This window comes from Phaeobacter gallaeciensis (genome assembly GCF_001678945.1).
Lineage (GTDB): Bacteria > Pseudomonadota > Alphaproteobacteria > Rhodobacterales > Rhodobacteraceae > Phycobacter > Phycobacter gallaeciensis_A.
The window spans coordinates 1,917,501-1,941,296 of the sequence record NZ_CP015124.1 but is presented as its reverse complement, the minus strand read 5'-3'; the positions used below and the strand labels follow the sequence as shown (position 1 = coordinate 1,941,296).

22 protein-coding genes (1 of these 22 cut by a window edge) are annotated in these 23,796 nt (G+C 61.5%); 14 read left to right on the top strand and 8 right to left on the bottom strand.

Annotation, left to right across the window (positions count from 1 at the left end; genetic code table 11):
* The first annotated feature begins 13 nt into the window (after positions 1–13).
* Genes JL2886_RS09320 through JL2886_RS09310 form a run of 3 tightly spaced genes read left to right on the top strand, consistent with a single transcriptional unit; the run spans position 14 to position 4,310 of the window.
* Positions 14–1,639, top strand: a complete 1,626-nt coding sequence (locus JL2886_RS09320) for an ABC transporter substrate-binding protein (protein WP_065271756.1) — start codon at positions 14–16, stop codon at positions 1,637–1,639.
* Between the two features lie 2 nt (positions 1,640–1,641).
* Complete coding sequence (locus tag JL2886_RS09315; protein ID WP_065271755.1) at positions 1,642–2,583, top strand: acetamidase/formamidase family protein; 942 nt, start codon at positions 1,642–1,644, stop codon at positions 2,581–2,583.
* A complete protein-coding gene (locus tag JL2886_RS09310) occupies positions 2,580–4,310 on the top strand; it encodes an ABC transporter ATP-binding protein (protein WP_065271754.1) in 1,731 nt (576 codons plus the stop codon). The genes JL2886_RS09315 and JL2886_RS09310 overlap by 4 nt, the downstream gene beginning before the upstream one ends.
* A gap of 87 nt (positions 4,311–4,397) precedes the next feature.
* On the opposite strand, the gene JL2886_RS09305 is transcribed toward JL2886_RS09310, so the two are convergent.
* The 7 genes from JL2886_RS09305 to JL2886_RS09275 form a co-directional block, all read right to left on the bottom strand.
* Positions 4,398–5,543, bottom strand: coding sequence for an iron-containing alcohol dehydrogenase (locus JL2886_RS09305; RefSeq protein ID WP_065271753.1), 1,146 nt, complete (start codon positions 5,541–5,543; stop codon positions 4,398–4,400).
* A gap of 142 nt (positions 5,544–5,685) precedes the next feature.
* Positions 5,686–7,068 carry an aldehyde dehydrogenase family protein gene (locus JL2886_RS09300; protein WP_065271752.1) on the bottom strand — a complete coding sequence of 461 codons (1,383 nt, stop codon included), beginning with the start codon at positions 7,066–7,068 and terminating at the stop codon, positions 5,686–5,688.
* Between the two features lie 80 nt (positions 7,069–7,148).
* The gene (locus tag JL2886_RS09295; protein WP_065271751.1) at positions 7,149–8,501 is read right to left on the bottom strand and encodes a glutamine synthetase family protein; all 1,353 of its coding nucleotides are present in this window, start codon (positions 8,499–8,501) and stop codon (positions 7,149–7,151) included.
* 134 nt (positions 8,502–8,635) lie between these two features.
* Positions 8,636–9,670: a TRAP transporter substrate-binding protein gene (locus JL2886_RS09290; protein ID WP_065271750.1), complete on the bottom strand. Its 1,035-nt coding sequence runs from the start codon at positions 9,668–9,670 to the stop codon at positions 8,636–8,638.
* 49 nt (positions 9,671–9,719) lie between these two features.
* Positions 9,720–11,222, bottom strand: a complete 1,503-nt coding sequence (locus tag JL2886_RS09285; RefSeq protein WP_065271749.1) for a TRAP transporter large permease — start codon at positions 11,220–11,222, stop codon at positions 9,720–9,722.
* Positions 11,222–11,818 (bottom strand): TRAP transporter small permease subunit, encoded by a 597-nt coding sequence (locus JL2886_RS09280; RefSeq protein ID WP_065271748.1) that lies wholly within the window; start codon positions 11,816–11,818, stop codon positions 11,222–11,224. The genes JL2886_RS09285 and JL2886_RS09280 overlap by 1 nt, the downstream gene beginning before the upstream one ends.
* Positions 11,811–12,596 (bottom strand): N-formylglutamate amidohydrolase, encoded by a 786-nt coding sequence (locus JL2886_RS09275; RefSeq protein WP_065271747.1) that lies wholly within the window; start codon positions 12,594–12,596, stop codon positions 11,811–11,813. Before JL2886_RS09275 ends, JL2886_RS09280 begins: the two co-directional genes overlap by 8 nt.
* 150 nt (positions 12,597–12,746) lie before the next feature.
* Between JL2886_RS09275 and JL2886_RS09270 the strand changes: the two genes are divergently transcribed.
* Both JL2886_RS09270 and JL2886_RS09265 read left to right on the top strand, forming a co-directional pair.
* Positions 12,747–13,619 carry a MurR/RpiR family transcriptional regulator gene (locus tag JL2886_RS09270; protein ID WP_065271746.1) on the top strand — a complete coding sequence of 291 codons (873 nt, stop codon included), beginning with the start codon at positions 12,747–12,749 and terminating at the stop codon, positions 13,617–13,619.
* Positions 13,620–13,747: 128 nt separating this feature from the next.
* Positions 13,748–14,104, top strand: coding sequence for a hypothetical protein (locus tag JL2886_RS09265; protein WP_065271745.1), 357 nt, complete (start codon positions 13,748–13,750; stop codon positions 14,102–14,104).
* Positions 14,105–14,128: 24 nt separating this feature from the next.
* On the opposite strand, the gene JL2886_RS09260 is transcribed toward JL2886_RS09265, so the two are convergent.
* Complete coding sequence (locus JL2886_RS09260; protein WP_065271744.1) at positions 14,129–15,103, bottom strand: LysR family transcriptional regulator; 975 nt, start codon at positions 15,101–15,103, stop codon at positions 14,129–14,131.
* A 98-nt stretch (positions 15,104–15,201) separates the two neighbouring features.
* Between JL2886_RS09260 and JL2886_RS09255 the strand changes: the two genes are divergently transcribed.
* The 9 genes from JL2886_RS09255 to JL2886_RS09215 form a co-directional block, all read left to right on the top strand.
* Complete coding sequence (locus tag JL2886_RS09255) at positions 15,202–16,068, top strand: ABC transporter permease (RefSeq protein ID WP_065271743.1); 867 nt, start codon at positions 15,202–15,204, stop codon at positions 16,066–16,068.
* 17 nt (positions 16,069–16,085) lie between these two features.
* Positions 16,086–16,871 (top strand): ABC transporter permease, encoded by a 786-nt coding sequence (locus tag JL2886_RS09250; RefSeq protein ID WP_065273616.1) that lies wholly within the window; start codon positions 16,086–16,088, stop codon positions 16,869–16,871.
* 68 nt (positions 16,872–16,939) lie between these two features.
* On the top strand, positions 16,940–18,082 hold the full coding sequence (locus tag JL2886_RS09245) for an extracellular solute-binding protein (RefSeq protein ID WP_065273615.1): 1,143 nt from the start codon (positions 16,940–16,942) through the stop codon (positions 18,080–18,082).
* Positions 18,083–18,147: 65 nt separating this feature from the next.
* Complete coding sequence (locus JL2886_RS09240; protein ID WP_065271742.1) at positions 18,148–19,227, top strand: ABC transporter ATP-binding protein; 1,080 nt, start codon at positions 18,148–18,150, stop codon at positions 19,225–19,227.
* A 39-nt stretch (positions 19,228–19,266) separates the two neighbouring features.
* Positions 19,267–20,604, top strand: coding sequence for an aspartate aminotransferase family protein (locus JL2886_RS09235; protein ID WP_065271741.1), 1,338 nt, complete (start codon positions 19,267–19,269; stop codon positions 20,602–20,604).
* Positions 20,605–20,607: 3 nt separating this feature from the next.
* Positions 20,608–21,534: a 3-keto-5-aminohexanoate cleavage protein gene (locus tag JL2886_RS09230; protein ID WP_065271740.1), complete on the top strand. Its 927-nt coding sequence runs from the start codon at positions 20,608–20,610 to the stop codon at positions 21,532–21,534.
* Positions 21,534–22,025, top strand: coding sequence for a GNAT family N-acetyltransferase (locus JL2886_RS09225; RefSeq protein ID WP_065271739.1), 492 nt, complete (start codon positions 21,534–21,536; stop codon positions 22,023–22,025). The genes JL2886_RS09230 and JL2886_RS09225 overlap by 1 nt, the downstream gene beginning before the upstream one ends.
* Complete coding sequence (locus JL2886_RS09220; protein WP_065271738.1) at positions 22,022–23,047, top strand: histone deacetylase family protein; 1,026 nt, start codon at positions 22,022–22,024, stop codon at positions 23,045–23,047. The genes JL2886_RS09225 and JL2886_RS09220 overlap by 4 nt, the downstream gene beginning before the upstream one ends.
* A protein-coding gene (locus tag JL2886_RS09215; RefSeq protein ID WP_065271737.1) for an NAD(P)/FAD-dependent oxidoreductase crosses the window boundary here: on the top strand, positions 23,044–23,796 show its 5' portion. The gene runs 351 nt beyond the window's last position; only the first 753 of its 1,104 coding nucleotides appear in the window; it begins with the start codon at positions 23,044–23,046; its stop codon lies off the right edge, out of view. Before JL2886_RS09220 ends, JL2886_RS09215 begins: the two co-directional genes overlap by 4 nt.

Below are 23,796 nucleotides of genomic sequence, written 5' to 3'. Positions count from 1 at the left end.
GAGGACTGGAATCATGAAGAAATTTCTTTTAACCGGTGTCGCCGGACTGGCTTTGTGCGGCCATATGGCAGCCGCAGAGGTGAATGCAGATGCCCCGATGGGTGGCACCATGACCGTCACCTACAAGGACGATGTCGCGACGCTGGACCCCGCCATCGGCTATGACTGGCAGAACTGGTCGATGATCAAATCGCTGTTCGACGGGCTGATGGGCTATGAGCCGGGCACAACGGCGCTGCGCAACGAACTGGCGTCCGACTATGCCATTTCCGAGGACGGTCTGACCCATACCTTCTCCCTGAAGGACGGGATCAAGTTCCACAACGGCCGCGAGATTGTCGCCGAGGATGTGAAATACTCGCTGGAGCGTGTGACCAACCCCGAAACCCGTTCTCCTGGCGCAGGCTTCTTTGGCATGATCGCGGGTTTTGACAGCTGGAACGCGGGCGAAGGCGAGGGGCTTTCGGGCGTCAAGGTGATCGACGACAAGACCATCGAGATCACCCTGTCCCGTCCCGACGCGACCTTTGGCCATGTGATGGCGCTGAACTTTGCCTCCATCGTGCCCAAGGAAGCGGTCGAGGCGGCTGGCGAAGATTTTGGTCGCCAGCCGGTCGGCTCGGGCGCCTTCAAACTGGCGGAATGGGCGCCGGGCCAGCGCGTGGTGTTCGAACGGTTCGCCGATTACCACCGCGCCAACCTGCCCAAGCTGGATCAGGTGACCTTTGAAATCGGACTGGAGCCCACCGTTGCCCTGCTGCGTCTGCAACAGGGGCAGGCGGATGTGCCCGGCGACGGCATCCCACCCGCGCAGTTCCTGCAGGTGATGAACGATCCGGCACAGAAGGATAACGTTATCGAAGGTGGCCAGCTGCACACCGGTTATATCACACTGAACACCCAGATGGCGCCGTTCGACAATGTCGCCGTGCGCAAGGCCGTCAACATGGCGATCAACAAGGACCGTATCGTCAAGCTGATCAACGGCCGTGCGGTTCCGGCAAACCAGCCGCTGCCGCCGTCGATGCCGGGCTACGCCGAGGATTACGAAGGCTATGCCTTTGATCCCGCCGCCGCCAAGGAAATGCTGGCCGAGGCTGGTTTTGCCGATGGGTTCACCACCGAGCTTTACGTGATGAACGTCGATCCCAACCCGCGGATTGCACAGGCGATCCAGCAGGACCTGAAGGAAATCGGTGTCACCGCCGAGATCCGCAGCCTGGCACAGGCCAATGTGATCGCCGCAGGCGGTGAGGCGGATCAGGCGCCGATGATCTGGTCCGGTGGTATGGCCTGGATCGCCGACTTCCCGGATCCGTCGAACTTCTACGGTCCGATCCTGGGTTGTGCCGGCGCGGTTCAGGGCGGCTGGAACTGGTCCTGGTATTGCAACGAGGAACTGGACGCCCGCGCTGCCGAGGCGGACGCCATGACCGGTGCGGAAAACGCTGACGCCCGGATCGAGGCGTGGAAATCCATCTATCTGGATGTGATGGCGGATGCCCCCTGGGTGCCGGTCTTCAACGAGCAACGCTTCACCCTGACCTCGGACAAGATCGCGGGCGACGACAGCCTGTTCGTTGATCCGGTCCATATTCCGGTCAACTATGACTACATCTACTCGAAGGATGCTGAATAAAAATGTGTAAGCACTGTGATTACACGATCCACGGTGCACACCATCACGGGTGGGACAATTCGCTCCCGCCCGTGGAAACGGTGGCTCCCGGATCGCGCCTGCATTTCCAATGTCTCGACAGTTCGGGCGGGCAGTTCAACAAGGACAGCACCAGCGCCGATGTGCCCAATCTGGATTTTGGCAAGATCAACCCGGTTACCGGGCCGATCTATGTCGATGGGGCCAAACCCGGCGATGTGTTAAAGGTCAAGATCGAAGCCTTCCACCCCTCGGGGTTCGGCTGGACCGCGAATATTCCGGGCTTTGGCCTGCTCGCCGATCAGTTCACCGATCCCTATCTCAAGGTCTGGGATTACGATCCGGAAACGCTGGCGCCGTCGCTGTTCTCCGATCTGGCCAAGGTGCCGCTAAAACCCTTTGCCGGGACTATAGGTCTGGCCCCGGCCGAGGCAGGCCTGCATTCGGTGGTGCCTCCGCGCCGCATGGGCGGGAATCTCGATATCCGTGATCTGGCGGCGGGCACCACGCTGTATCTGCCGGTGGAATGCGAAGGGGCGCTGTTCTCCATCGGGGATACCCACGCCGCGCAGGGCGATGGCGAGGTTTGCGGCACCGCGATTGAATCGCCGATGGATGTGGAGGTCACGCTGGACGTGGTGAAGGGGGAAACCCTGAACTTCCCGCGTTTTTCCACGCCGGGGCCGGTGACGCGCCATCTTGATGCCAAAGGGTATGAAGTCACCACAGGCATCGGCAATGACATGATGCAGGCCGCGAAGGATGCTGTCAGCGCCATGGTCGACCTTCTGGGCCGCACCAAGGGTTTGTCGGCCGAAGATGCCTACCTATTGTGTTCCGTCTGCGGCGATCTGCGGATTTCCGAAATCGTCGACATGCCGAACTGGGTGGTCAGCTTCTACTTCCCGAACGTGGTGTTCGAATGAGCGAGACCGTGCTGACAGTGCGCGACCTGAGTGTTCAGGTCGCCACCCCTTCGGGGGCGAAGACGGTTCTGGATGGGCTGTCTTTTGATCTGAAGCGGGGCGAAACGCTCTGTCTGGCGGGCGAAAGCGGTTCCGGCAAATCCATGACCGCGCTGGCGATCATGGGGCTGTTGCCAGAGCCGATGTGCCGCATCGCGGGCGGCTCGGTGAAACTCGGCGATCTGGAGCTGACGACCCTTGGCCCGCGTGGCTACCGCGATATCCGCAGCGTGCGGGTGGCGATGATCTTTCAGGAGCCGATGACCTCGCTCAACCCGCTGATGACGGTGCAGGACCAGTTGGCCGAGGTGCTGCTGGAACATGGTGCCTGCAATCGCGGCGAAGCCCCTGCGCGGGCGCTGAAATTGCTGCAGGATGTGCAACTGACGGAACCGGAACGGCGGCTGAAGCAATACCCCCACGAATTGTCCGGCGGCATGCGGCAGCGGGTAATGATCGCCATGGCGCTGGCCTGCGATCCCGAGGTTCTGATCGCCGATGAGCCGACTACCGCGCTGGACGTGACGGTGCAGGCAGAGATCCTCGACCTGATCCGCGCCTTGCAAAAGGATCATGGAACCGCTGTGCTAATGATTACCCATGATATGGGCGTGGTGGCGGAAATGGCGGATCGGGTGGTGATCCTGCGCCACGGACAAGAGGTGGAAAGCGCCCCTGTGCGCGATCTCTTTGCCGCCCCGCAAAGCGACTATGCCCGGGAATTGCTGGCCGCGGTTCCCCGTCTTGGCACCGCGCCGCCTCGCCCTGAGATGGAAAAGGGCGCCCCGGTGCTGGAGGTCAGCGATCTGTCGGTGCGGTTCGATATGCGCGGCGGTATCCTCAACCGGGTGCAGGCGCGGGTCCACGCGGTGGAACAGGTGTCCTTTACCGTGCGTGCCGGAGAAACCCTGGCGCTGGTCGGGGAATCCGGCTGTGGCAAATCAACAATTGGCAAGGCCCTGTTGGGGCTGGTGCCATGGCAGGGCTCGATCTCGGTTCTGGGGCAGCAGACCCATGGCATGGGCCCAGGCGCGCTGAAGCCGGTGCGTCGGGACATTCAGATGGTGTTTCAGGACCCCGGTGCCTCGCTGGATGCGCGGATGACCGTTGGCGAGCAAGTGGCCGAACCTCTGGTCATTCACGGTCTGTCCAGTGGATCGGAGATGAGTGACCGCACGGCAGAGCTGTTTCGCCGCGTCGGCCTGTCGCCGGACATGATGCAGCGCTATCCGCATGAGTTTTCCGGCGGGCAACGGCAGAGGATCAACATCGCGCGGGCCTTGTCACTGTCGCCAAAGATCCTTGTCGCGGACGAAAGCGTTTCGGCGCTGGATGTCTCGGTTCAGGCGCAGATTCTGGAGTTGTTGCAAAGCCTGCAGGACGAGGACGGGCTGGCCTTCCTCTTCATCAGCCACGACATGGCGGTGATCGAACAGGTTGCGGACCGGGTCATGGTCATGCGTCTGGGGCAGGTGGTCGAGGAAGGCGTGCGTGATGCGGTGCTGCATTCGCCCCGCCATCCCTATACCCGCCGTTTGCTGTCCGCAGTGCCGGTTCCGGATCCCACGCGGCCTCTGCCAGAACGGCAGGCTGGTGATGCCAGTGGAACGCCCGTGCTACCAGTCGGCCAGTCGCCCGAAAAACTGATCCTGCGTGATCTAGGCGCCGGACACAGGGCCGCCGTCTGACGAGACTAGCACGGGTCCCGAAACGGAAAGGCGCCCCCCTGCAAGACAGGGAGGCGCCTTGGCCGAACGTGCGAATGGACGGCGTCCTTACAGGGCGGCTTTGAACAGCTCTGTAAGGTTTTCTTCGGTCAGCTCGATCGGGTTGCCGCCGCAAGACGGATCGATGATCGCGCCCTTGACCAGTTCGGGGATCGAGGCTTCGGTGACACCCAGATCCGACAGCTTGCGCGGGATGCCGAGGCTGTCGTTCAGTTCCTGCACATAGGCGCGGAAGCCGTCAAAGCCGCCTTCAATACCCAGATAGGCCGCCGCCTGGTTGAACCGGTCGGCAATCACCGGGGCGTTGAAGTCCAGAACCGCAGGCATGCAGACCGCGTTGGTGGTGCCGTGGTGGGTGTTGAAATGCGCGCCGATCGGGTGGCTCATGGCGTGGATGGCGCCAAGGCCCTTCTGGAACGCGGTGGCGCCCATGGCTGCGGCGGACATCATCTGCGCGCGCGCTTCGATATCGGTGCCGTCGGCATAGGCGCGGGGCAGGTAATCCTTCACCAGACGCATGCCTTCCAGCGCGATGCCCTGGGACATCGGGTGGTAATGCGGCGAAGAGAAGGCCTCGACGCAATGGGCAAAGGCATCAAGGCCGGTGCCTGCGGTGATGAACTTCGGCATGCCCACGGTCAGTTCGGGATCGCAGATCACCACGGTGGGCAGCACCTTCGGGTGGAAGATGATCTTCTTCTGATGCGTGACACTGTCGGTGATCACCGAGGCGCGCCCCACTTCGGAGCCGGTGCCAGCCGTGGTCGGCACGGCGATGATCGGCGCGATGGCCTCGGCGTCGGCGCGGGTCCACCAGTCGCCGATATCCTCGAAATCCCAGACCGGGCGGCTTTGGCCGCACATGAAGGCGACCATTTTGCCAAGGTCGAGGCCGGAGCCGCCGCCAAAGGCGATCACGCCGTCATGGCCACCGGCCTTGTAGGCGGCAACACCCGCTTCGAGGTTCTTTTCATTGGGGTTGGGATCAACCTCGGAGAACATGCCACGTCCAAGGCCCGCAGCCTCCATGATGTCCAGTGTGGACTGGGTCACGGGCAGATCCGCCAGTCCCTTGTCGGTGACCAGCAGCGGTTTCTTGATGCCAGCCTGCGCGCAGGCCTCGGCGAGTTCCTTGATCCGGCCAGCGCCGAATTTGATTGCGGTCGGATAGGACCAGTTTCCAACGAGAGACATGGATATTGCCTTTCATAAGGGCCATTAGGCCGGGGGACATTCAGAGTGACACAAGGACCGGGCCCGACCGGGGTGGGCGCGATCGCGCCCGCCGTGGGGGCGGGCGCGGTCCGGGCCGCAGAGCGCCCCGGACGGGATTGGTTCAGCCCGTCACCTTTTTCAGGTGATAGGATTTCGGACGGGTCAGGTTGTGATAGCCGATCACCGACAGGCCGCCGCCACGCCCGGTGTTCTTGCAGCCGGTCCAGCACAGGCCCGGATCGAGATAGTCGGCGCGGTTCATGAAGACGGTGCCGGTCTCGATCTGATCGCCGATGCGCTGGGCGCGGTCCACATCCGAGGTCCAGAGCGATGCCGTGAGGCCGAATTCGCTGTCGTTCATAAGCTTGATGGCTTCCTCGTCCGAGGAGACCTTCATGATGCCCACGACAGGGCCAAAGCTTTCGTCGCGCATCACCCGCATGTCGTGGGTGACATTGGTCAGGATCTGCGGCGTCAGGTAGGCACCGCCGTCATCCTCGGCAAAGGTTTCGATCTGGGCCACGGCGCCCATCTGCAGTGCCTCGGCGATCTGCTCGCGCACTTCCTTGGCGAACCGTACATTGGCCATCGGGCCGATGGAGGTTTCGGGATCCATCGGGTTGCCCAGTTTGTAGCCTTTGACGATCTCGAGCGCCTTGGCGAGGAAGGCGTCATAGACGCTTTCATGCACGTAGATTCGCTCGATCCCGCAGCAGCACTGGCCCGAGTTGAACATTGCCCCATCGATCAGCGTATCGACTGCTGCGTCGATATCCGCGTCTTCCATGACATAGCCCGGATCCTTGCCGCCGAGTTCGGTGCCAACGCCGGTAAAGGTGCCAGCCGCGGCGCGCTCCATCGCCTGACCGCCGCCGACCGAGCCGGTGAAGTTCACGAAATCAAAGGCCTTTGCCGCGATCAGTTCAGAGGTGGTGTCGTGATCCAGGAACACGTTCTGGAACACATCCGCAGGCACGCCCGCCGCGTGGAAGGCTTCTGCCATGCGTTCACCCACCAGCAGGGTTTGCGTCGCGTGTTTCAGCACCACGGTATTGCCCGCTATCAGGGCCGGGGCCACGGTGTTGATCGCGGTCATATAGGGGTAGTTCCAGGGCGCCACGACAAAGACGACGCCTTGGGGAATGCGTTTGATATAGCGTTTGAAGGTCTCGTCTTCGCCCACTTCGATATCGGCCAGCGCTTCCTTGGCGATCTCCGCCATATGCGAGGCGCGCTCGTTGAAGCCGCCGAATTCGCCGCCAAAACGCACGGGGCGACCCATCATATGGGCGAGTTCGGGAACGATCTCGTCGTTCATCTCGCCGACCTTGGCGACACCGGCCATCACCAGGTCGATCCGCTCCTGCAGGGGGCGGGCGGCCCAGGCGGCCTGCGCGGCGCGGGCACGCTCGGCGGCGGCAAAGGCGTCCTCGCGCGAGAGGGTTTCACGCTCTGCAAAAACCGATCCGTCGATCGGCGAGATACATTTCAGTGTCTGGCTCATGCCATCCTCTTGTGTTTGCTGTCAGGGGGCTTTCCCCTGCCGTGTCAGTATTTCGGGGTCCGGAGCAAGGCGCCGTGGCGTCAGGCCCGTTCAAATCCGCGTGCGATTTCGTAGTCGGTCACCACGCGTTCAAAGTCTTCGATCTCCACCTCGGCGGCGCGCACGTAGTGGTCGACCACATCGTCGCCAAAGGCTTTGCGCAGCAGGGTCGAGCCATTCAGCGCCTCGCGGGAATCGCGCAGGGAGCCGGGCAGCATGCCGGTCTCGCCCTGATAGACGTCACCCTTGGCTGCGGGGGCCAGTTCCAGTTGTTCCTCGATGCCCGCGATGCCTGCAGCCAGCTGCGCGGCCATGGCCAGATAGGGGTTGATGTCCGAGCCGCCGACGCGGCACTCGACACGCACTGCCTTGGTGCCATCGCCGCAAAGGCGGAAGCCCGCAGTGCGGTTGTCCACCGACCAGATGATCCGGGTCGGGGCAAAGGTGCCTTTCATGAAGCGTTTGTAGCTGTTGATGTAGGGGGCCAGGAAATACATGTAATCGGGGGCGTATTTCAGCATCCCGGCCATGTAGTGTTTCATCAGCTGGCTCATCCCCAGTTCATCGTTTTCGTCATAGAAGGCGGGTTTGCCATCCTTCCACAGGGACTGGTGCACGTGGGAAGATGAGCCGACCTTGTCCTGGTGCCATTTCGGTAGGAAGGTCGCGGCATGGCCCTGCTGCCAGGCGATTTCCTTCACCGCGTGTTTGGCGATGGTGTGGTGATCGGCGGTGTTGAGCGCGGCATCATATTTGATGTTCAGCTCTTCCTGACCGGCCTCGGCCTCACCCTTGGTGTTCTCGACCGGAATGCCCGCATCCCACAGGTGATTGCGCAGTGGGCGCATCACGTGCTCTTCCTTGGTGGTCTGCAGGATGTGGTAGTCTTCGTTATAGGCCGAGATCGGCGTCAGATCGCGGAAGCCGGATTTGGCGATCTCGCCAAAGCTTTTCTCGAACAGGAAGAACTCCAATTCGGTGGCCATCATCGCATCATAGCCCATATCGGCCAGCCGCTGGATCTGCTTTTTCAGGATCGCGCGGGGGGAATGGGGGATTTCCTTGTGGGTGTGGTGGTCCAGCACATCGCAAAGCACCATCACCGTGCCTTCCAGCCAGGGCATCGGGCGCAGGGTGGAAAGGTCCGGTTTCATCACATAGTCGCCATAGCCGCCTTCCCAGCTGGTGGAGGCATAGCCGTCGGGCGTCGCCATCTCCAGATCGGTGGCCAAGAGGTAGTTGCAGCAATGGGTTTCTTCCCAGGCGCTGGCGACAAAATGTTTGGCGTGGAACCGTTTGCCCATCAGGCGTCCCTGCATGTCCACAAGGCACACCAGAACGGTGTCAACAGTGCCGTCGGCAACCTGAGATTTAAGCGTGTCGAAGGAGAGCATGAGGGGCCCTTTGTGTGTTGCGGCCCGCAGGGGCGGACGCGTTTCCGTCCGACCCCTGCGGGCGAATTCCTGTTCAGGGTATCCGGCCCGCATATAGGTGGCGGGCCGGATGTAGGGTCTAGGACCGGGGCCTATCAGCCGTAGCGGTAGGGGCGACCGGCCTTGGTCATGTCCGAATTGTACTTCTTGATGATCTCGACAACCTTCGCCTTGGTGGGGCTTTCGGCTGCGATCTCATCCCAGAATTTATAGGCCGCTTCTTCAACGGTGGCCCATTCGGCATCGGGGATCGAGGTCAGTTCCATCTTCGGACCGTTGACGCGCAGATCTGCTTCGCCGCCCCAGTACCACCACTGACGGTAGTAGTGCGATTGATCACAGCAGACGCGGAACAGGGTCTGCAGGTCTTCCGGCAGCTCGTTCCAGCGGCCCTGGTTGGCAAAGAAGGAGCCAGCCCATGCGCCCGAGATGTTGTTGGTCAGGAAGTAGTTGGTCACATCGGCCCAGCCAACGGTGTAGTCTTCGGTGATGCCCGACCATGCGATACCGTCAAGTTCGCCGGTCTGCATGGCGACTTCGATGTCTTCCCAGGGGAGGGTGACCGGCACCACGCCGAACTGGCTGAGGAAGCGACCGGCGGTCGGGAAGGTAAAGACGCGCTTGCCTTTGAGGTCCTCAAGGCTGCGGATCGGGTCTTTGGTGGCAAAGTGGCAGGGGTCCCAGGCACCGGCCGAGATGTGTTTCACGCCAACCTTGGAATATTCTTCGTCCCAGATTTCGTTCAGGCCATATTTGTTGAACAGCACCGGCACGTCGAGCGAGTAGCGCGAGGCGAACGGGAAGTAGCCGCCAAAGACGGTGACTTCGGTGGGCGATGCCATGGAGTCATCATCCGACTGCACCGCGTCGATGGTGCCGCGCTGCATGGCGCGGAACAATTCGCCGGTGGGCACCAGCTGATCGGCGAAATACAGCTCGATCTGCATGCGGTCGCCTGCGATCTGGTTGAACATATCGATGGCGGGTTTCACCACGTGTTCGGCCAGAGCCGCACCGGCATAGGTCTGCATGCGCCATTTGATTGTGGATTGCGCCAGTGCCGGTGTGGCGAGCGGCGCCGCCATTGCGCCTGCACCGGCGGTGGTCAAAAACTTACGTCTTGTCGTCATCTCGTTTTCTCCTTGTTGAAATAGGGCCCCCGAACAGGGCTCTTTTTGGTTATTTTCCGTAGACCAGATCGGGCAGCCACAGGGCGATCTGCGGGAACAGCATCACCAGAGATAGCGCCACGATCATCACAGCGACAAAGGGGATGATAGAGACATAGATGTCCTTCAGCCCGATTTCCGGCGGCGCCATGGCGCGCATCAGGAACAGGTTGTAGCCAAAAGGCGGCGTCATATAGGCGATCTGCGTCGTGATGGTGTAAAGCACCCCGTACCAGATCAGATCAAAGCCGAGCGCCCCGACCAGCGGCACATAAAGCGGCGCCACGATCACCAGCATCGCGGTGTCATCCAGGAAAGTGCCCATAATGACAAAGCTGAGCTGCATGAGGATCAGGATCATCCAGGGGGAAAGGCCCAGCTGCGTGGTGAAGAGATCCTCGATCGCCTTCACGGCGCCCAGCCCGTCAAAGATCGCGCCGAACCCCAGCGCAGCAAGGATGATCCACATGAACATGCAGGAAATGCCCAGCGTCGAGCGCACGGAGGTTTCAAACACCTCCTTGTTCATGCGCCCCTTCAGCACCGCAGCGATAAAGGCGGTCATGGCACCGATGGCCGAGCTTTCCACCAGCGAGGTCCAGCCGTTGACGAAGGGGATCATCATCGCGGCAAAGATCGCCAGCGGCAGCACGCCCGAGAACAAGAGGCGGTATTTCTCTTTCAGGAACAGGTCGGTGTAGAACAGCGGGATCTTTCGGGTGACAAAGGACAGCGCCGCTGCCGCCAGCGCCAGACCGATGGCCGATTTCGGCGCTACGAAGTCCAGCTTCACCACCAGTGGGATCAGCACCAGCGCGGCCAGAACGATATGGTTCAGGCGCAGCGGGTGGTCACTGACGCGGTCGTATTCGGCCAGATCCTCGGGTGTCATCGCCGGGCCAAGGTCCGGCTGCATCCGGGCGCGGAAATATATGTAGGCGATGAACATGGTGGCCATCAGAAGGCCCGGCACCACGCCGGCCAACCACAGCTGACCCACCGGCTGTCGTGCGATCATCGCATAAAGCACCAGCACGACCGAAGGCGGCACCAGAATGCCTAGACTGGACCCAGCCTGAATTGTGCCTGTCACCAGAATCTTGTCATAGCCGCGCCGCAAGAGTTCCGGCAGCGCAATGGTGGCGCCGATGGCCATGCCGGCGACCGACAGGCCGTTCATGGCAGAGACCAGAACCATCAGGCCGATGGTGCCGATGGCCAGGCCGCCTTTTACCGGTCCCATCCAGACGTGGAACATGCGGTACAGATCGTCGGCGATCTTCGATTCCGACAGCACGTAGCCCATGAAGATGAACATCGGCAGCGTCAGCAGTGGATACCACTTCATCAGCTTCATCGCGGCGGAAAACGGGATCTCGACACCGCCGGTGCCCCAGAGGAGCAGACCGGCAACCGCGCCGACAAAACCGATGGCGCCAAAGACGCGCTGGCCGGTCATCAGCATCAGCATCATGCCGGCAAACATCACGAGGGCGATCATTTCATAGGGCATCAGAGGTCCACTCCGCGCAGGCGTCCGATATCCCGGAACAATTCGGCAAGGCATTGCAGCAGCATCAGAAAGACACCGAAGCAGAGGGTGAATTTGACGGGCCACAGGAAGGGTCGCCAGGCGGTGGAACTGCGTTCGAGATAGCCGAGTTTTTCACCCGCCGCGGTCGGCCCCTCCCTCACCAGCGTCCAGATGAGGTCACCAAAGAAGGAAAAAGGCTCCATCCCGAAATAACCAAGGCTATAGGCGGTGGAACTGACCGCGCCGTAAAGCAGAATCCCAAGGTAGACCATCAGGAACAGAACGGTGAAGGCATCGACCCAGGCTTTGGTTCGGGTGCTCCAGCCGCCATAGAACAGGTCCATCCGCACGTTCGATCCCATCTGGATCGAATAGGGCCCGCCAAGGATGTAATAGGCGACCATCACGAATTGTGCGGTCTCCAATGTCCAGAGTGACGGGTTGAAGAAGGTCTTGGAGACCGAGGACCACAGCAGGACCCCGATCAGGGCAAAGATCAGATACATCGCGAACCGGCCAATGAACCGGTTCAGCGCATCGATCATGCGGACATATCGCAGAATGAAACTAGGCATTGGCCTGCCTCCCGGCCTTGAGCGCGGCAAGCGCAGGACGCAGCAGCACCAGCAGGTCTTCGGCTATGGCGGCCTCATCCTGCGGGGTGCGTAGCAGATCGTTACGCACTTCGATCATCACATTGGCGAGCCCGTTTTCCAGACCGTGCAGGCGCAGGGAATGGGTGACGCCATCCTCTGGGCCGTAGGGATCGTTGCGGGCGATCCTACGCTGCGGCAGGCGAGGGGCCTCGGCCAGCATGGCATCGGCCAGACGGGTGTCGCTGTCGTGCAGAATGCCGATTTCAACGGCGCGGTGTTCGCCGAAATAGACCGGTGTGAAACTGTGCATGGTGACCAGAACCGTCGGCAGGTCTTTGGCCTTGCGCGCTGCCAGCACGTCGCTGACCGCCTGACAGAACGGGGTATAGACCGTGTCAACACGCTCGGCGCGTTGTTCGGGCGTCAGGTCACAGTTGCCCGGCACCACGATCACTTCAGACTTTTCCGGCATGGCCGAGGCGGCTTCGGGCGGACGGTTGCAGTCGTAGACAAGCCGCGACACCCGGCTGGCCACCAGCGGCGCATCAAGAGCGTCGGACAGGGCGAGCGACACCGCCCGGGCGCCCGGGTCCCAGGCAGCATGGCTGGTGCGGTCGGCTTCAGCGAGGCCAAGCCCTTTGTAGCGCGCAGGAATGTGGTGGCTGGCGTGCTCACACAGGATCACCACCTCCCCCGCGCCGTCGGCGTTGAAGACTTCGGTAGCCTCGCTCAGAGCGTTGGAATCGCCCGGTGACATTCAGTACTCCCCGATTTTGGAAAAATGTTTTCACGTGGGGCATTTTCTGTCAATATCGTTTCAGGCAGTTTTTTCTGCGGTCGTTTTCCGCGCGATGTAGGATGCGGCGAATGCCCGTTTTTTGATCGACCGAAACAGAGGTGTGCCCCCTTGTCCAAACCCGCCGCCAGTGTGCGAGAGCTGATCCGCGAACACTATTCGACGCTGACCCAGTCCGAGCGCAAGTTCGCCAATGCTCTGCTCGAAAACTATCCTGCGGCGGGGCTGGCCTCGATCACCATCGTCGCGTCGAATGCCGAGGTTTCGACCCCGACGGTGGCGCGGATGGTCCAAAAACTCGGCTTCAAGGGCTACCCGCAGTTCCATCAGGCGCTGCTGAAAGAGCTGGAGGCGCAGGTGTCCGGCCCGACGCAACGACGCGCGAACTGGGCATCCGAGGCGCCCGAGGGACATCTGCTGAACAGATTCGCACAAGCTGTGACGGACAACCTTGGTCAGACCTTTTCAAACCTCGACTACGAACAATTCGACCGCGCGGTGCACCAGCTGGCCGATACCGAAGGGCGGCTCTATGTGGTGGGCGGGCGGATCACCCGGGCGCTGGCCGACTATGCCTTCACCCATTTTCAGGCGATCCGTCAGCACGTGACGCATATGACCTCGTCTTCGGCTACCTGGCCCCATTACGTGCTGGACATGGTCGAGGGTGACACCTTGCTGATGTTCGACGTACGGCGTTATGAAACCAACCTGCAACGGCTTGCGGAACTGGCGGCCGAACGTGGGGTGAAAATCATCCTGATCACGGACCAATGGGCCAGTCCGATCACCTCGGTTGCCCATTATACGTTCAATTGCTGGGTTGAAATCCCGTCGGCATGGGATTCGAACATCTCCACCATGATGCTGCTGGAGGCGATGATCTCTGCCACCCAGGAAGAAGGCTGGGATGAAACCCGCGAGCGCTATGAACGGCTGGATGAACTGTTCGATATGACGCGGCTATTCCGCAAGTTTTCCTGACAGCGACAATTGCTGTCAGCCATCCGGTGGATGGGATGGACATGCGCCGGAGGATACCGCAGTGTATTGATATTTAGCGCCTTTCGGGTGCGCCGAGATCAAAAAGTGTTATAGCGAGGTCCGAACGTATGAACAGGTTTGTCAGAGTTGTTGCCATCGCCAGCATTGCGGTTCTGGCTGCCGTCCCCTCCATCGGCAAGCCGCTGAGCCGTATTCTTGCGGAATCGGGCCTGTCGCCTTTGGATATGGAGATGATGATCCAGGCTGAGGCTGTCCTCTACAGCATCAGCCAGCCAAAGACCGGCACGGTCGAAGCGTGGAGCAATCCCGAAACCGAGGCTCATGGTACGGTGACGATCATCAACCGGAATGCCAACTGCATCATGTTGCAGCACGAAGCGCACATGAAGGGTAGGGAGAAGGCTTTGCAGCCAAAGCGCAAGTTCTGCAAGGACGATAAGGGCGCGTGGCGCTTGTCGCTTTAAGCGGGTTTCAAGGTCAGTACTGATTCAGCGATAGGTTCGCTGCTCGATCGGGGTGGCTGCAATCGCTTCCAGTAAGCCGTCGATCAGCAATTCCTCGGCCCGGTTTTTTGCGGCGTGGCGGTTCCAGACCACATGCACGTCGATGGCGGGAAGATCATCATATGGCGGGACCTGCCAGAGCTGCCCATCCCGGACATCCCGCGCCGCCACGTGGACGGGCAGGGGGCCGATACCGACACCGGCCACGATCATGCGGTGAACTTCCTCAAGGTGACTGGACAGGCCGGTAACCTTGTCGCCCAGTTCGGCCTGCGCCCGCATTACTGTCACCGGTTTCAGCACATCGTGCAGCCGGTCGGTTTCAAAGCTGACCGAACTGTGCCCGGCCAGATCCGACAGTTTCAGATCCTTGCGCCCGAACAGCGGATGGCGCGGGCCGCAGAACAGACCAAAGAATTCCCGGTACAGACGCCGGTACTCCAGCTTTGGGTTGTGATCCCGCACCAGGCACAGTGCAAAAGAGGCCCGTTTTGCAGCCACCTCGGCGATGGCGGCGGCGCTGGTGCGCACGTCGATCGACAGGGTGGCTTTGGGGTGTGCGAGGTGGAAATCGGCCAGTACCTCGTCAAACAGCGGGCAGACAACGTGGCTGGCCATGACGATCTTGACGTGGCCCTGCACCTCATCCGTCAGCTCCCGCATCAGTGTGGACAACCGCAGGATGGAGCCGTTGATGTCCAATGCCTCGCGATAGAGCAGCCGCCCGGCATCGGTCAGCTGGTAATGCCCCGGCGAGCGGTCGATCAGCTTGCGCCCGATGCGGTCCTCCAGCTTCTTCAGCGCGGCAGAAACCGAAGGCTGTTTCAGCCGCAGTTGTTGTGCCGCCTCGGTGATCGAGTGGCTTTCTGCCAGTACCACGAAGGTGCGCAGCAGGTTCCAGTCCAACTCGCGGGCAATACGCTCGGGGGCAAAGCGCCCGTCGCTTTCCATAGATTCCATCTATATTCACAATTTTGATTATCTATTTGATCTATGGTGATCAGGTTTTGCATGCTTCCGTCAAGCCCGGATTAAGTGGGCGTTAACAGGGAAAGACCATGTCCGTCGAAAAACGAGAGGCGCGTCAGCCTTGGATTCTGCTGTTCCCCGCCCTGTCTGCGGTGACGCTGTTACTGTTCGTCCCGCTGCTGTTTATTCTGGTCTACAGTTTCTGGCTGCGCACCGCCACCGGCGCCGATGTGGCGGGTTTCTACCTTGATAACTGGCAAGAGGCGCTGAGCGATCCTTTCTACCGGGATATTCTGATCAGTACCCTGCGCATTGCGGCGATCACCACCGTGGCCTGCGCCCTGATGGGGTACCCTTCGGCCTATTTCATTGCCCGTTCGCAGGGCAATAAGGCGGTGCTCTTGCTGCTTTTGATGCTGCCCTTCTGGATCAGCTACATCATCCGCACGATGAGCTGGATCAACATTCTGGGTGTATCTGGCGCCTTCAACTCGGCGCTGCTGGCGCTGGGCATCATCGATGAGCCGATTCAGATGCTCTATAACGAGGTGACGGTCATTCTGGGTCTGGTGCACTTCCTGCTGCCCTTCATGATTCTCAATATCTTCGTTAGCCTCGACGGCATCGATACCAATCTTGAAAACGCCGCCAATTCTCTGGGCGCGACCCGCTGGCAGGCGTTCCTGCAAGTCACCCTGCCGCTATCGCTGCCGGGTTTGGCCGCCGGTGGTCTGCTTTGCTTCGTGCTGGGCGCGGGCACATATATCACCCCGCTGGTTCTGGGCGGGCCGCGCGATGCCATGTTCGCCAACCTCGTGTTCGAAGCCATCATTACCCAGCTGAACTGGCCTCTTGGCTCGGCCCTGTCGCTGATGCTTCTGGCGGTGCTTGGGGCGCTGGTGATGATCTATAACCGCTACCTGGGCATGGCCCAGCTGATGAAGGGGCTGGGCTGATGGAAGGTCGTTTCAACATGGGCTGGAGCCTGATCCGGGGCTGGGCTGTCCTCGTCTATATCTTCATGTTCCTGCCAGTGGCCGTGGTTGTGCTGCTCAGCTTTAACGCTAGCCAGTTTGGCAATTTCCCGATGACCGGATTTTCCTTCCGTTGGTTCGTGGAACTGGCAGGGAACGATGCGATCCTGCGCGCCTTTCGTACCTCGATCATCCTCGGTCTGCTGACCGCACTGATTTCGACAACGCTCGGCGTTCTGGCCAGTCTTGCACTGGTGCGCTACCGGGTGCCGGGGGCCAATGCGATCTCGACCCTTCTGATCGCGCCGATCCTGGTGCCCGAGGTGGTGCTGGCGGTGGCGCTGCTGCTGTTCCTGAACTTCCTTGGCATCAACAAGAGCTTTGGCCTCCTGCTGGCAGGTCACGTGATCTTCACGCTGCCCTTTGTGATCCTCGTGGTGCAGGCGCGGCTTGTGTCGATCAAGCGCGACGTCGAAGAGGCCGCGATGAGCCTTGGCGCCTCGCCAGTGCAGACCTTCTTTCAGGTCACGCTGCCCCTGATGCTGCCTGCCGTTCTGGCCGGGGGGCTCTTCGCCTTTACCATCAGTTTCGACGACATCACCGGCACTCTGTTCTGGAAGCCCGGCGGCGTGGAAACCGTGCCGACGCAGATCTTCGCCATGCTGAGAAACTCGATCAGCCCGGAGATCAACGCGCTGGGCACCGTGATGATCGTGATGACCGTTGGCCTGCCGCTCCTCGGTGCAGCCATCGCCCGGGCCATGGCCCGCAAAAGCGGCACGTAAGAACCGCGCCCTCCCCAAATAAGACCAACAAAATACAGACCAACATGGAGACTGAAATGACCAAGAAAATGGACAATACCACCCGGTATGAGCGCGCCCGCGAGCGCTATATGAACGGTGATCTGGATCGCCGCAGCTTTCTGGGGCTGATCGGCGCGGCGGGTCTGGCCTATGGCGTGTCTACGCCCTTTGCCAAATACGCGCATGCGGCGACCACCGAGCAGGTCCGGTTCGACGGCTGGGGCGGCGTTGTCAGCGAAGCCTTCCGCAAGCACGCCTTTGATCCCTATACCGGCAAGACCGGTATCAAGGTTGTTGACGGCACATTCGGCGGTGGCGACGAATATCTGTCGCGCGTCAAGGCCAGCCAGCCGGGCGAATATAACATCGCGCACCTGTCGGGCGTCTTCGACTACGCACGCTATCACGCGCTGGGCCTCAGCTCGGAACTCAATGAGGCCAACATCCCCAACCTCGAATACGTGATCCCGAAACTGGTCGATGTGTTCCGCGGCGTGTCGGGCGGCAAACTGTCCTGCGTTCCCTATGACTACGGCACCACCGGTCTGGCCTATAACCGCAAGCATATCTCGGACGACGAGATGAAGGAAAAAGGCGCCAAGATCCTGATCGAGGAAGCCTACAAGGGCAAGATCGCAGGCTGGAGCGACTGGCGCACCCGCATGTGGTACGCGGCGCTGCAGACCGGCCAGAACCCGAACGAGATTTCGGATGAAGAGGCAGCATGGGATGCGGTCCGCACCCACCGCGACCTCAGCCTGAAATACTGGGGTTCGGGCGCCGAACTGATGAGCCTTCTGGCCGAAGAAGAGATCTACGTCACCGAAGCCTGGTCCGGCCGCATCTTTGCGCTGCAGGAGCAGGGCCATGACATCGGTTACATGGATCCGCCCAACGGATTCGGCTGGCAGGAATGCCTCTTCGTGATGAAAGGCTCGCCGATGGAAGCCTGCGAAGAACTGCTGAACTTCATGCTGGCGCCGGAAACCTCGATCGCGGTGGCCGAAGGCCAGAACTACCCGACCGCGCTGGATCCAACCAAGGTCGATCTTGGCGACAAGATCCCGACCCTGCCGGCCTTTGACCCTACCGGCACGCTGGATGGTCTGACCTTTGCCGATCCGGACTTCTGGAACGGTCACGAAGCCGACTGGTCGAAAACCTTCGGTCGCGTCCAGAAGGGCTACTGATCCCTCCCGCCCTCTCCCCGAACGGGGAGGGGGCACCTTTGAACCTTCCATCCGGAGAGCACCCCGTGAGTTCCGTCACCCTGAACAACATCGTCAAACGTTTTGGCACCTTCACGGCCGTGCATCAGGCCAATCTTGAAATCCCCGAAGGCGCTTTTGTGACGCTGCTGGGGCCGTCGGGCTGCGGCAAGACCACGAACCTGCGGATGATCGCGGGCCTGCTGGATCCGAGCGAGGGCGAAATCCTGATCGGTGGCAAGCGCGTCAACGATGTACCGATACACAAGCGCAACCTGGGGATCGTGTTCCAGAACTACGCCCTGTTCCCGCACAAGACCGTGGCCGAAAACATCGCCTTTGGCCTGAAATATCGTGATGTCCCCAAATCCGATGTGGCCCGCCGGGTGCAGGAGGCGCTGGATCTGGTGCAGCTGCCGGACGTGGGCAGCCGCTATCCCAAGGAACTGTCGGGCGGGCAGCAGCAGCGGATCGCGCTGGCCCGTGCCATCGTCATCGAACCCGAAGTGCTGCTGCTGGATGAACCCCTGTCGGCGTTGGATGCCAACCTGCGCGAAGACATGCGGGTCGAGCTGAAGCGCATTCAGGCCCAGATCGGTGTCACCACCGTCTTTGTGACCCATGACCAGTCCGAAGCGCTGGCCATGTCGGACAAGATCGTGGTGATGAGCGCCGGTCGCATCGAGCAGGTCGGCACCCCCGAAGAAGTCTATAATACCCCCGCCAGCGAATTCGTCGCCAATTTCCTTGGCGCCTCCAACATTCTGGCTGGCACCTGTGTGTCCCGCGACGCCAAGGCCGCGCTGCTGGACGTGCCGCTGTTCGGCAAGGTTCCCGTGCCCGCGGACAAGGCTGCCGCCGCCAGCGAAGGCGCCGCAGCAAAGCTGGTCCTGCGCGCAGAGAAGCTGGTGCTGATGGCGCCGGGCAGCGATACCTCTGGTCTCGTCACCGCCGAGGCCGTGGTCGAGACCGTTGATTATCAGGGGCAGACCGTCCGGTATTTCCTGCGCGTTGGGGACACCCAGCTACAGGCGATCAACATGATCGACGGCCGCCCCTTTGCCGAAGGGCAATCTGTCATCGCCGCATTCCGCCCGCAGGATTGCGCGGCGCTGGCTGGCGCCTGACGGTTTTACGCAAGACACGTTCGCGAGCAGGATCACAGCATGAGCAATCTTTTCTATCAGGGCCGAGGCCGCAAACCGGTGCTGGAACAGGCCCGTGGGGTCTATATGTGGGACAAGGATGGCAGGCGCTATCTGGATGGCTCATCCGGGGCGATGGTCTGCAACATCGGGCATTCCAATGAAAACGTGCTGGCCGCGATGCAGCGGCAGATGGAGAAATCCACCTTCGGCTATCGGTTGCATTTCGAAACCGAAGCCTCTGAACAACTGGCTGCACGTCTGGCCGGGCGCATGCCCAAGGGTCTGAATAAGGTGTTCTTCGTGTCTGGCGGCTCGGAAGCGGTGGAAAGCGGGATGAAGATGGCCCGCCAATACGCTCTGGCCACCGGGCAGGACAGCCGCTGGAAGGTGATCTCGCGCAGCCCGTCCTATCATGGTTGCACCCTGGGGGCGCTGGCCGTCACCGGCTATACCACCCTGTCGCAGCCTTTTGCGCCGATGATGCGCGAAATGCCAAAGGTGCCCGCGCCGCGCGCCTATCTGGATGGTCTCGACCCGAACGACAGGGAAACCGGTCTGCATTACGCCGACATGCTGGAGGCGAAGATCCTCGCCGAAGGAGCGGACAGCGTTCTTGCCTTTATTCTGGAACCGGTCGGGGGCGCCTCCACGGGCGCGCTGGTGCCGCCGCTCGGATATATGGAGCGGATCCGCGAGATCTGTGATCGCTATGGCGTGCTGCTGATCATGGATGAAGTCATGACCGGCGCCGGGCGCACGGGGACCTTCCTTGGCTGTGAGCACTGGAATGCACAGCCCGATATCGTGGTGATGTCCAAGGGCATCGGCTCGGGCTATGTGCCGCTGGGCGCGATGATCGCCGATGAACGTCTGGTCGACCCGGTGCTGGATGCGGGCGGCTTTGCCCATGGGTTTACCTATGCCGGCAATCCGCTGGCCTGCGCTGCTGGTCTGGCCGTGGTGGATGAGATCGAGGCACAGGACCTGTGCCGGAACGCCACCGAGATGGGCGACAAGCTGATCGCACGCCTGCACGGGCTGATGCAGAAGCACGAAATCATCGGCGATGTGCGCGGCAAAGGGCTGCTCACCGCCTTTGAATTCATGTCGGACCGCGACACCAAGGCGCCGCTGCCCAAGGGGTTGAACGCCTATCAGCGGTTCGTCGATATTGCCTATGATAAGGGGCTGATCGTTTATTCCCGCCGCACCCGCGATGGGGTGGAGGGCGATCATATCCTCGTCTGTCCGCCGCTGATCGTGAATGACACCCATCTGGATGAGATCATCGAAGGCCTTGATGCCTCGCTGGTCCAGTTCACCGATGAAATACACCCCGCACTGAAAGTCGGCTGAGACATGTCCAAGATTCTGATCACCTGCGCCATCACCGGTTCGATTCATACGCCGTCGATGTCGCCCTATCTGCCGGTGACGGCGGATGAGATCACCGAGCACGCGCTGGGCGCGGCAGAGGCAGGCGCAGCTGTTCTGCACCTGCACGCGCGCGATCCCGAAACCGGTCAGCCCTCGGCCAGCAGCGAACATTTCAAGGCGTTTCTGCCCCGCATCAAGCAGGCCAGCGACGCGGTGCTGAATATCTCGACCGGGGGCAGCGCCGTGATGACGCTGGAGGACCGGCTGGCAGCCCCCAAGATGGCCGAGCCGGAGATGTGCAGCCTCAACATGGGCACGATGAACTTCGCGCTTTACCCGGCGGCCGAGCGGATCACCGAATGGAAACACGACTGGGAAAAGCCGTTCCTGGAAAACTCGGATGATCTGGTGTTCAAGAACACACCGCGCGACATGGCGCGGATCCTGACCGAGATCGGCCAAGAGCGCGGCGCTCGGTTCGAGTTCGAATGCTATGATGTCAGCCATCTTTATATGCTGAAACATTTCGTGGACCGGGGCCTCGTGAAGGCGCCGCTGTTCATTCAGTTCGTATTCGGTGTTCTGGGCGGTATCGGGCCGGATCCGGAGAACCTCACCCATATGAAACTGATCGCCGACAAGCTGTTTGGCGATAGCTATATGTTCTCGGTGCTGGCAGCGGGTCGCCACCAGATGCCGCTGATCACCATGGGGGCGGCGATGGGCGGCCACGTGCGGGTCGGGCTGGAAGACAGTCTGATGATTTCCCGTGGGCAGCTGGCCAAGACCAATGCCGAGCAGGTGACCAAGATCCGCCGCATCGTCGAGGACCTGGGCCGCGAGGTCGCCAGCCCCGACGAAGCACGCCAGATGCTGGCCCTGAAGGGCGCGGACCGGACCGCGATCTGATGGAGATCCGGTTTCGCCCGGCAGGGGCGCAGGATGTGCCTGCGTTGCATTGGGCGCTGACGCAGTTGTCGCAGGATCTGGGCGATCGCCACGTTGCGGGGGAGGCTGATCTGATGCGCGCAGGGTTCGGTACTGATCCCGCCTTTGGCGCGCTACTGGCCGAGGCAGGCCCGCCTGTGGCGGCGCGCACGGTCGGGGCCAGCCTGTTCTCGCCGGTGTTTTCCACCGTGCGCGGGGCGGCCGGGGTCTATGTGGCCGACCTTTGGGTTGCGGCGGATGTGCGCGGGCAAAGGCTGGGCCAGCGCCTGCTGGCAGCGGTGCTGCAAGAGGCGCAGAGCAGATGGGATGCACGGTTTCTGAAGCTCAACGTCTATGACGACAGCCCGGATGCGCGCAGGTTTTACGACAGGCTCGGGTTCAAACCCGCCGTGTCGCAGACGGAAATGATACTGGATGAGGCCGGATGCGCGGCCCTGAGAGGAGAGACATGAAAGCGGTTTTTGACGAACGCCAGTGGAACCACGATCCAAAGCATTTCATGGCGAACGGCGCCATTCTACCCAATCCGGAACAACCGAAGCGGATCGAGGTTCTGCATGCAGGCGCAGTGGCAGCCGGGTGCAGCTTTCAGGCGCCTCAGGATGCCGGTCTTGGCCCGATTGCAGCGCTGCATTCGGCGGAGTACCTGACCTTTCTGGAGAACATCTATACCCGCTGGCAGCGTATTCCCGGAGCCGGTGAAGAGGTCATTCCCAACATCCACCCTGCAGCCCGGACCGACGGGTATCCCAAATCCGCCGTGGGACAGGCTGGGTTCCACCAAGCCGATACCGCCTGCCCGATTGCCGAAGGCACCTGGGAGGCGGCCTATTGGTCGGCACAATCGGCTGTCACCGGCGCCGATCTGATCCTTGGCGGCGAACGCTCGGCATATGTGCTGTCGCGCCCGCCGGGGCACCATGCCTTTGGCGATCTGGCGGGGGGCTTTTGCTTTCTCAACAATTCCGGCATCGCGGCAGAGCGGCTGCGCGCCGCTGGCCTGCGCCCGGCCATCTTGGATGTGGACGTGCACCACGGCAACGGCACCCAGGGTATCTTCTACCGTCGTGACGATGTGCTGACTGTCTCGATCCATGCGGATCCGGCGCGGTTCTACCCGTTCTTCTGGGGCCATGCACAGGAACGCGGTGAAGGTCAGGGGCTGGGTTATAACCTAAACCTGCCCCTGTCGCGCGGCACCGGGGACGAGGATTACCTGAAAACCCTGGCCACCGCCCTTCAGCGTGTGAAAAGCTTTGGCACTGATGTGCTGGTCGTGGCGCTGGGGCTGGATGCCTCGATTGACGATCCCTTCGAGGGGCTGGCGGTGACCAAAGAGGGCTTTGCCCGCATCGGCGCGGCGATTGCGGCCACCGGCCTGCCGGTTCTCTTTGTGCAGGAGGGAGGCTACCTCTCCGACTCGCTTGGCGAAAACCTGACACGAACCCTCACCGGGTTTCAGGAGGAAGCGTGAGCGCGAACTTTGATGTCATCGTGATCGGCGGCGGGATCGCCGGGATTTCGGCAGCTGCTGAACTGGCCCGCGATATGTCGGTGCTGGTTCTGGAGGCAGAGCCGCAGACCGGCTATCACGCCACCGGCCGGTCGGCGGCCATCTTCATCCGCAACTACGGCAATGACACGCTGCGTGCCCTCAACGCGGCCTCGGCGCCGGTGCTGGAAGCGCCGGAAGGTATTTCGGATCGCTCACTCTTGTCGCCGCGCGGCGAGATGCTGGTGGCCGACGAAAGCGAACTGCCCGCGCTTGAGACTTATGCGGCAGGCGCTGTCGGGCTGGAGCGGTTGTCACCAGAGCAAGCGGTTGAATTGGTTCCCATCTTGCGCCCCGAACGGATTGCGGGTGCGCTGATTGAATGGGATGCGCAGGATATCGACGTTGACCGGATGCTGGCGGGCTATGCCAGCCTGTTGAAACGGCGGGCCGGCCAGATCGTGACCGGGGCGCGGGTCAGCGCATTGACCCATGCAGGTCAGGATTGGCGGGTGCAGGCGGGTGATGACACATATACTGCGCCCATTGTGATCAATGCTGCCGGGGCCTGGGCGTCGCAGGTTGCGGCGCTGGCGGGAGCCCTGCCAGTCAATGTGGCACCGCTGCGCCGCTCTGCCGCGATCCTGCCTGCCCCCGAAGGCTATGATCCCACAGGCTGGCCGCTTTTCGCCTCGGCCGCGGAAAACTGGTACGCCAAGCCAGAGGCGGGC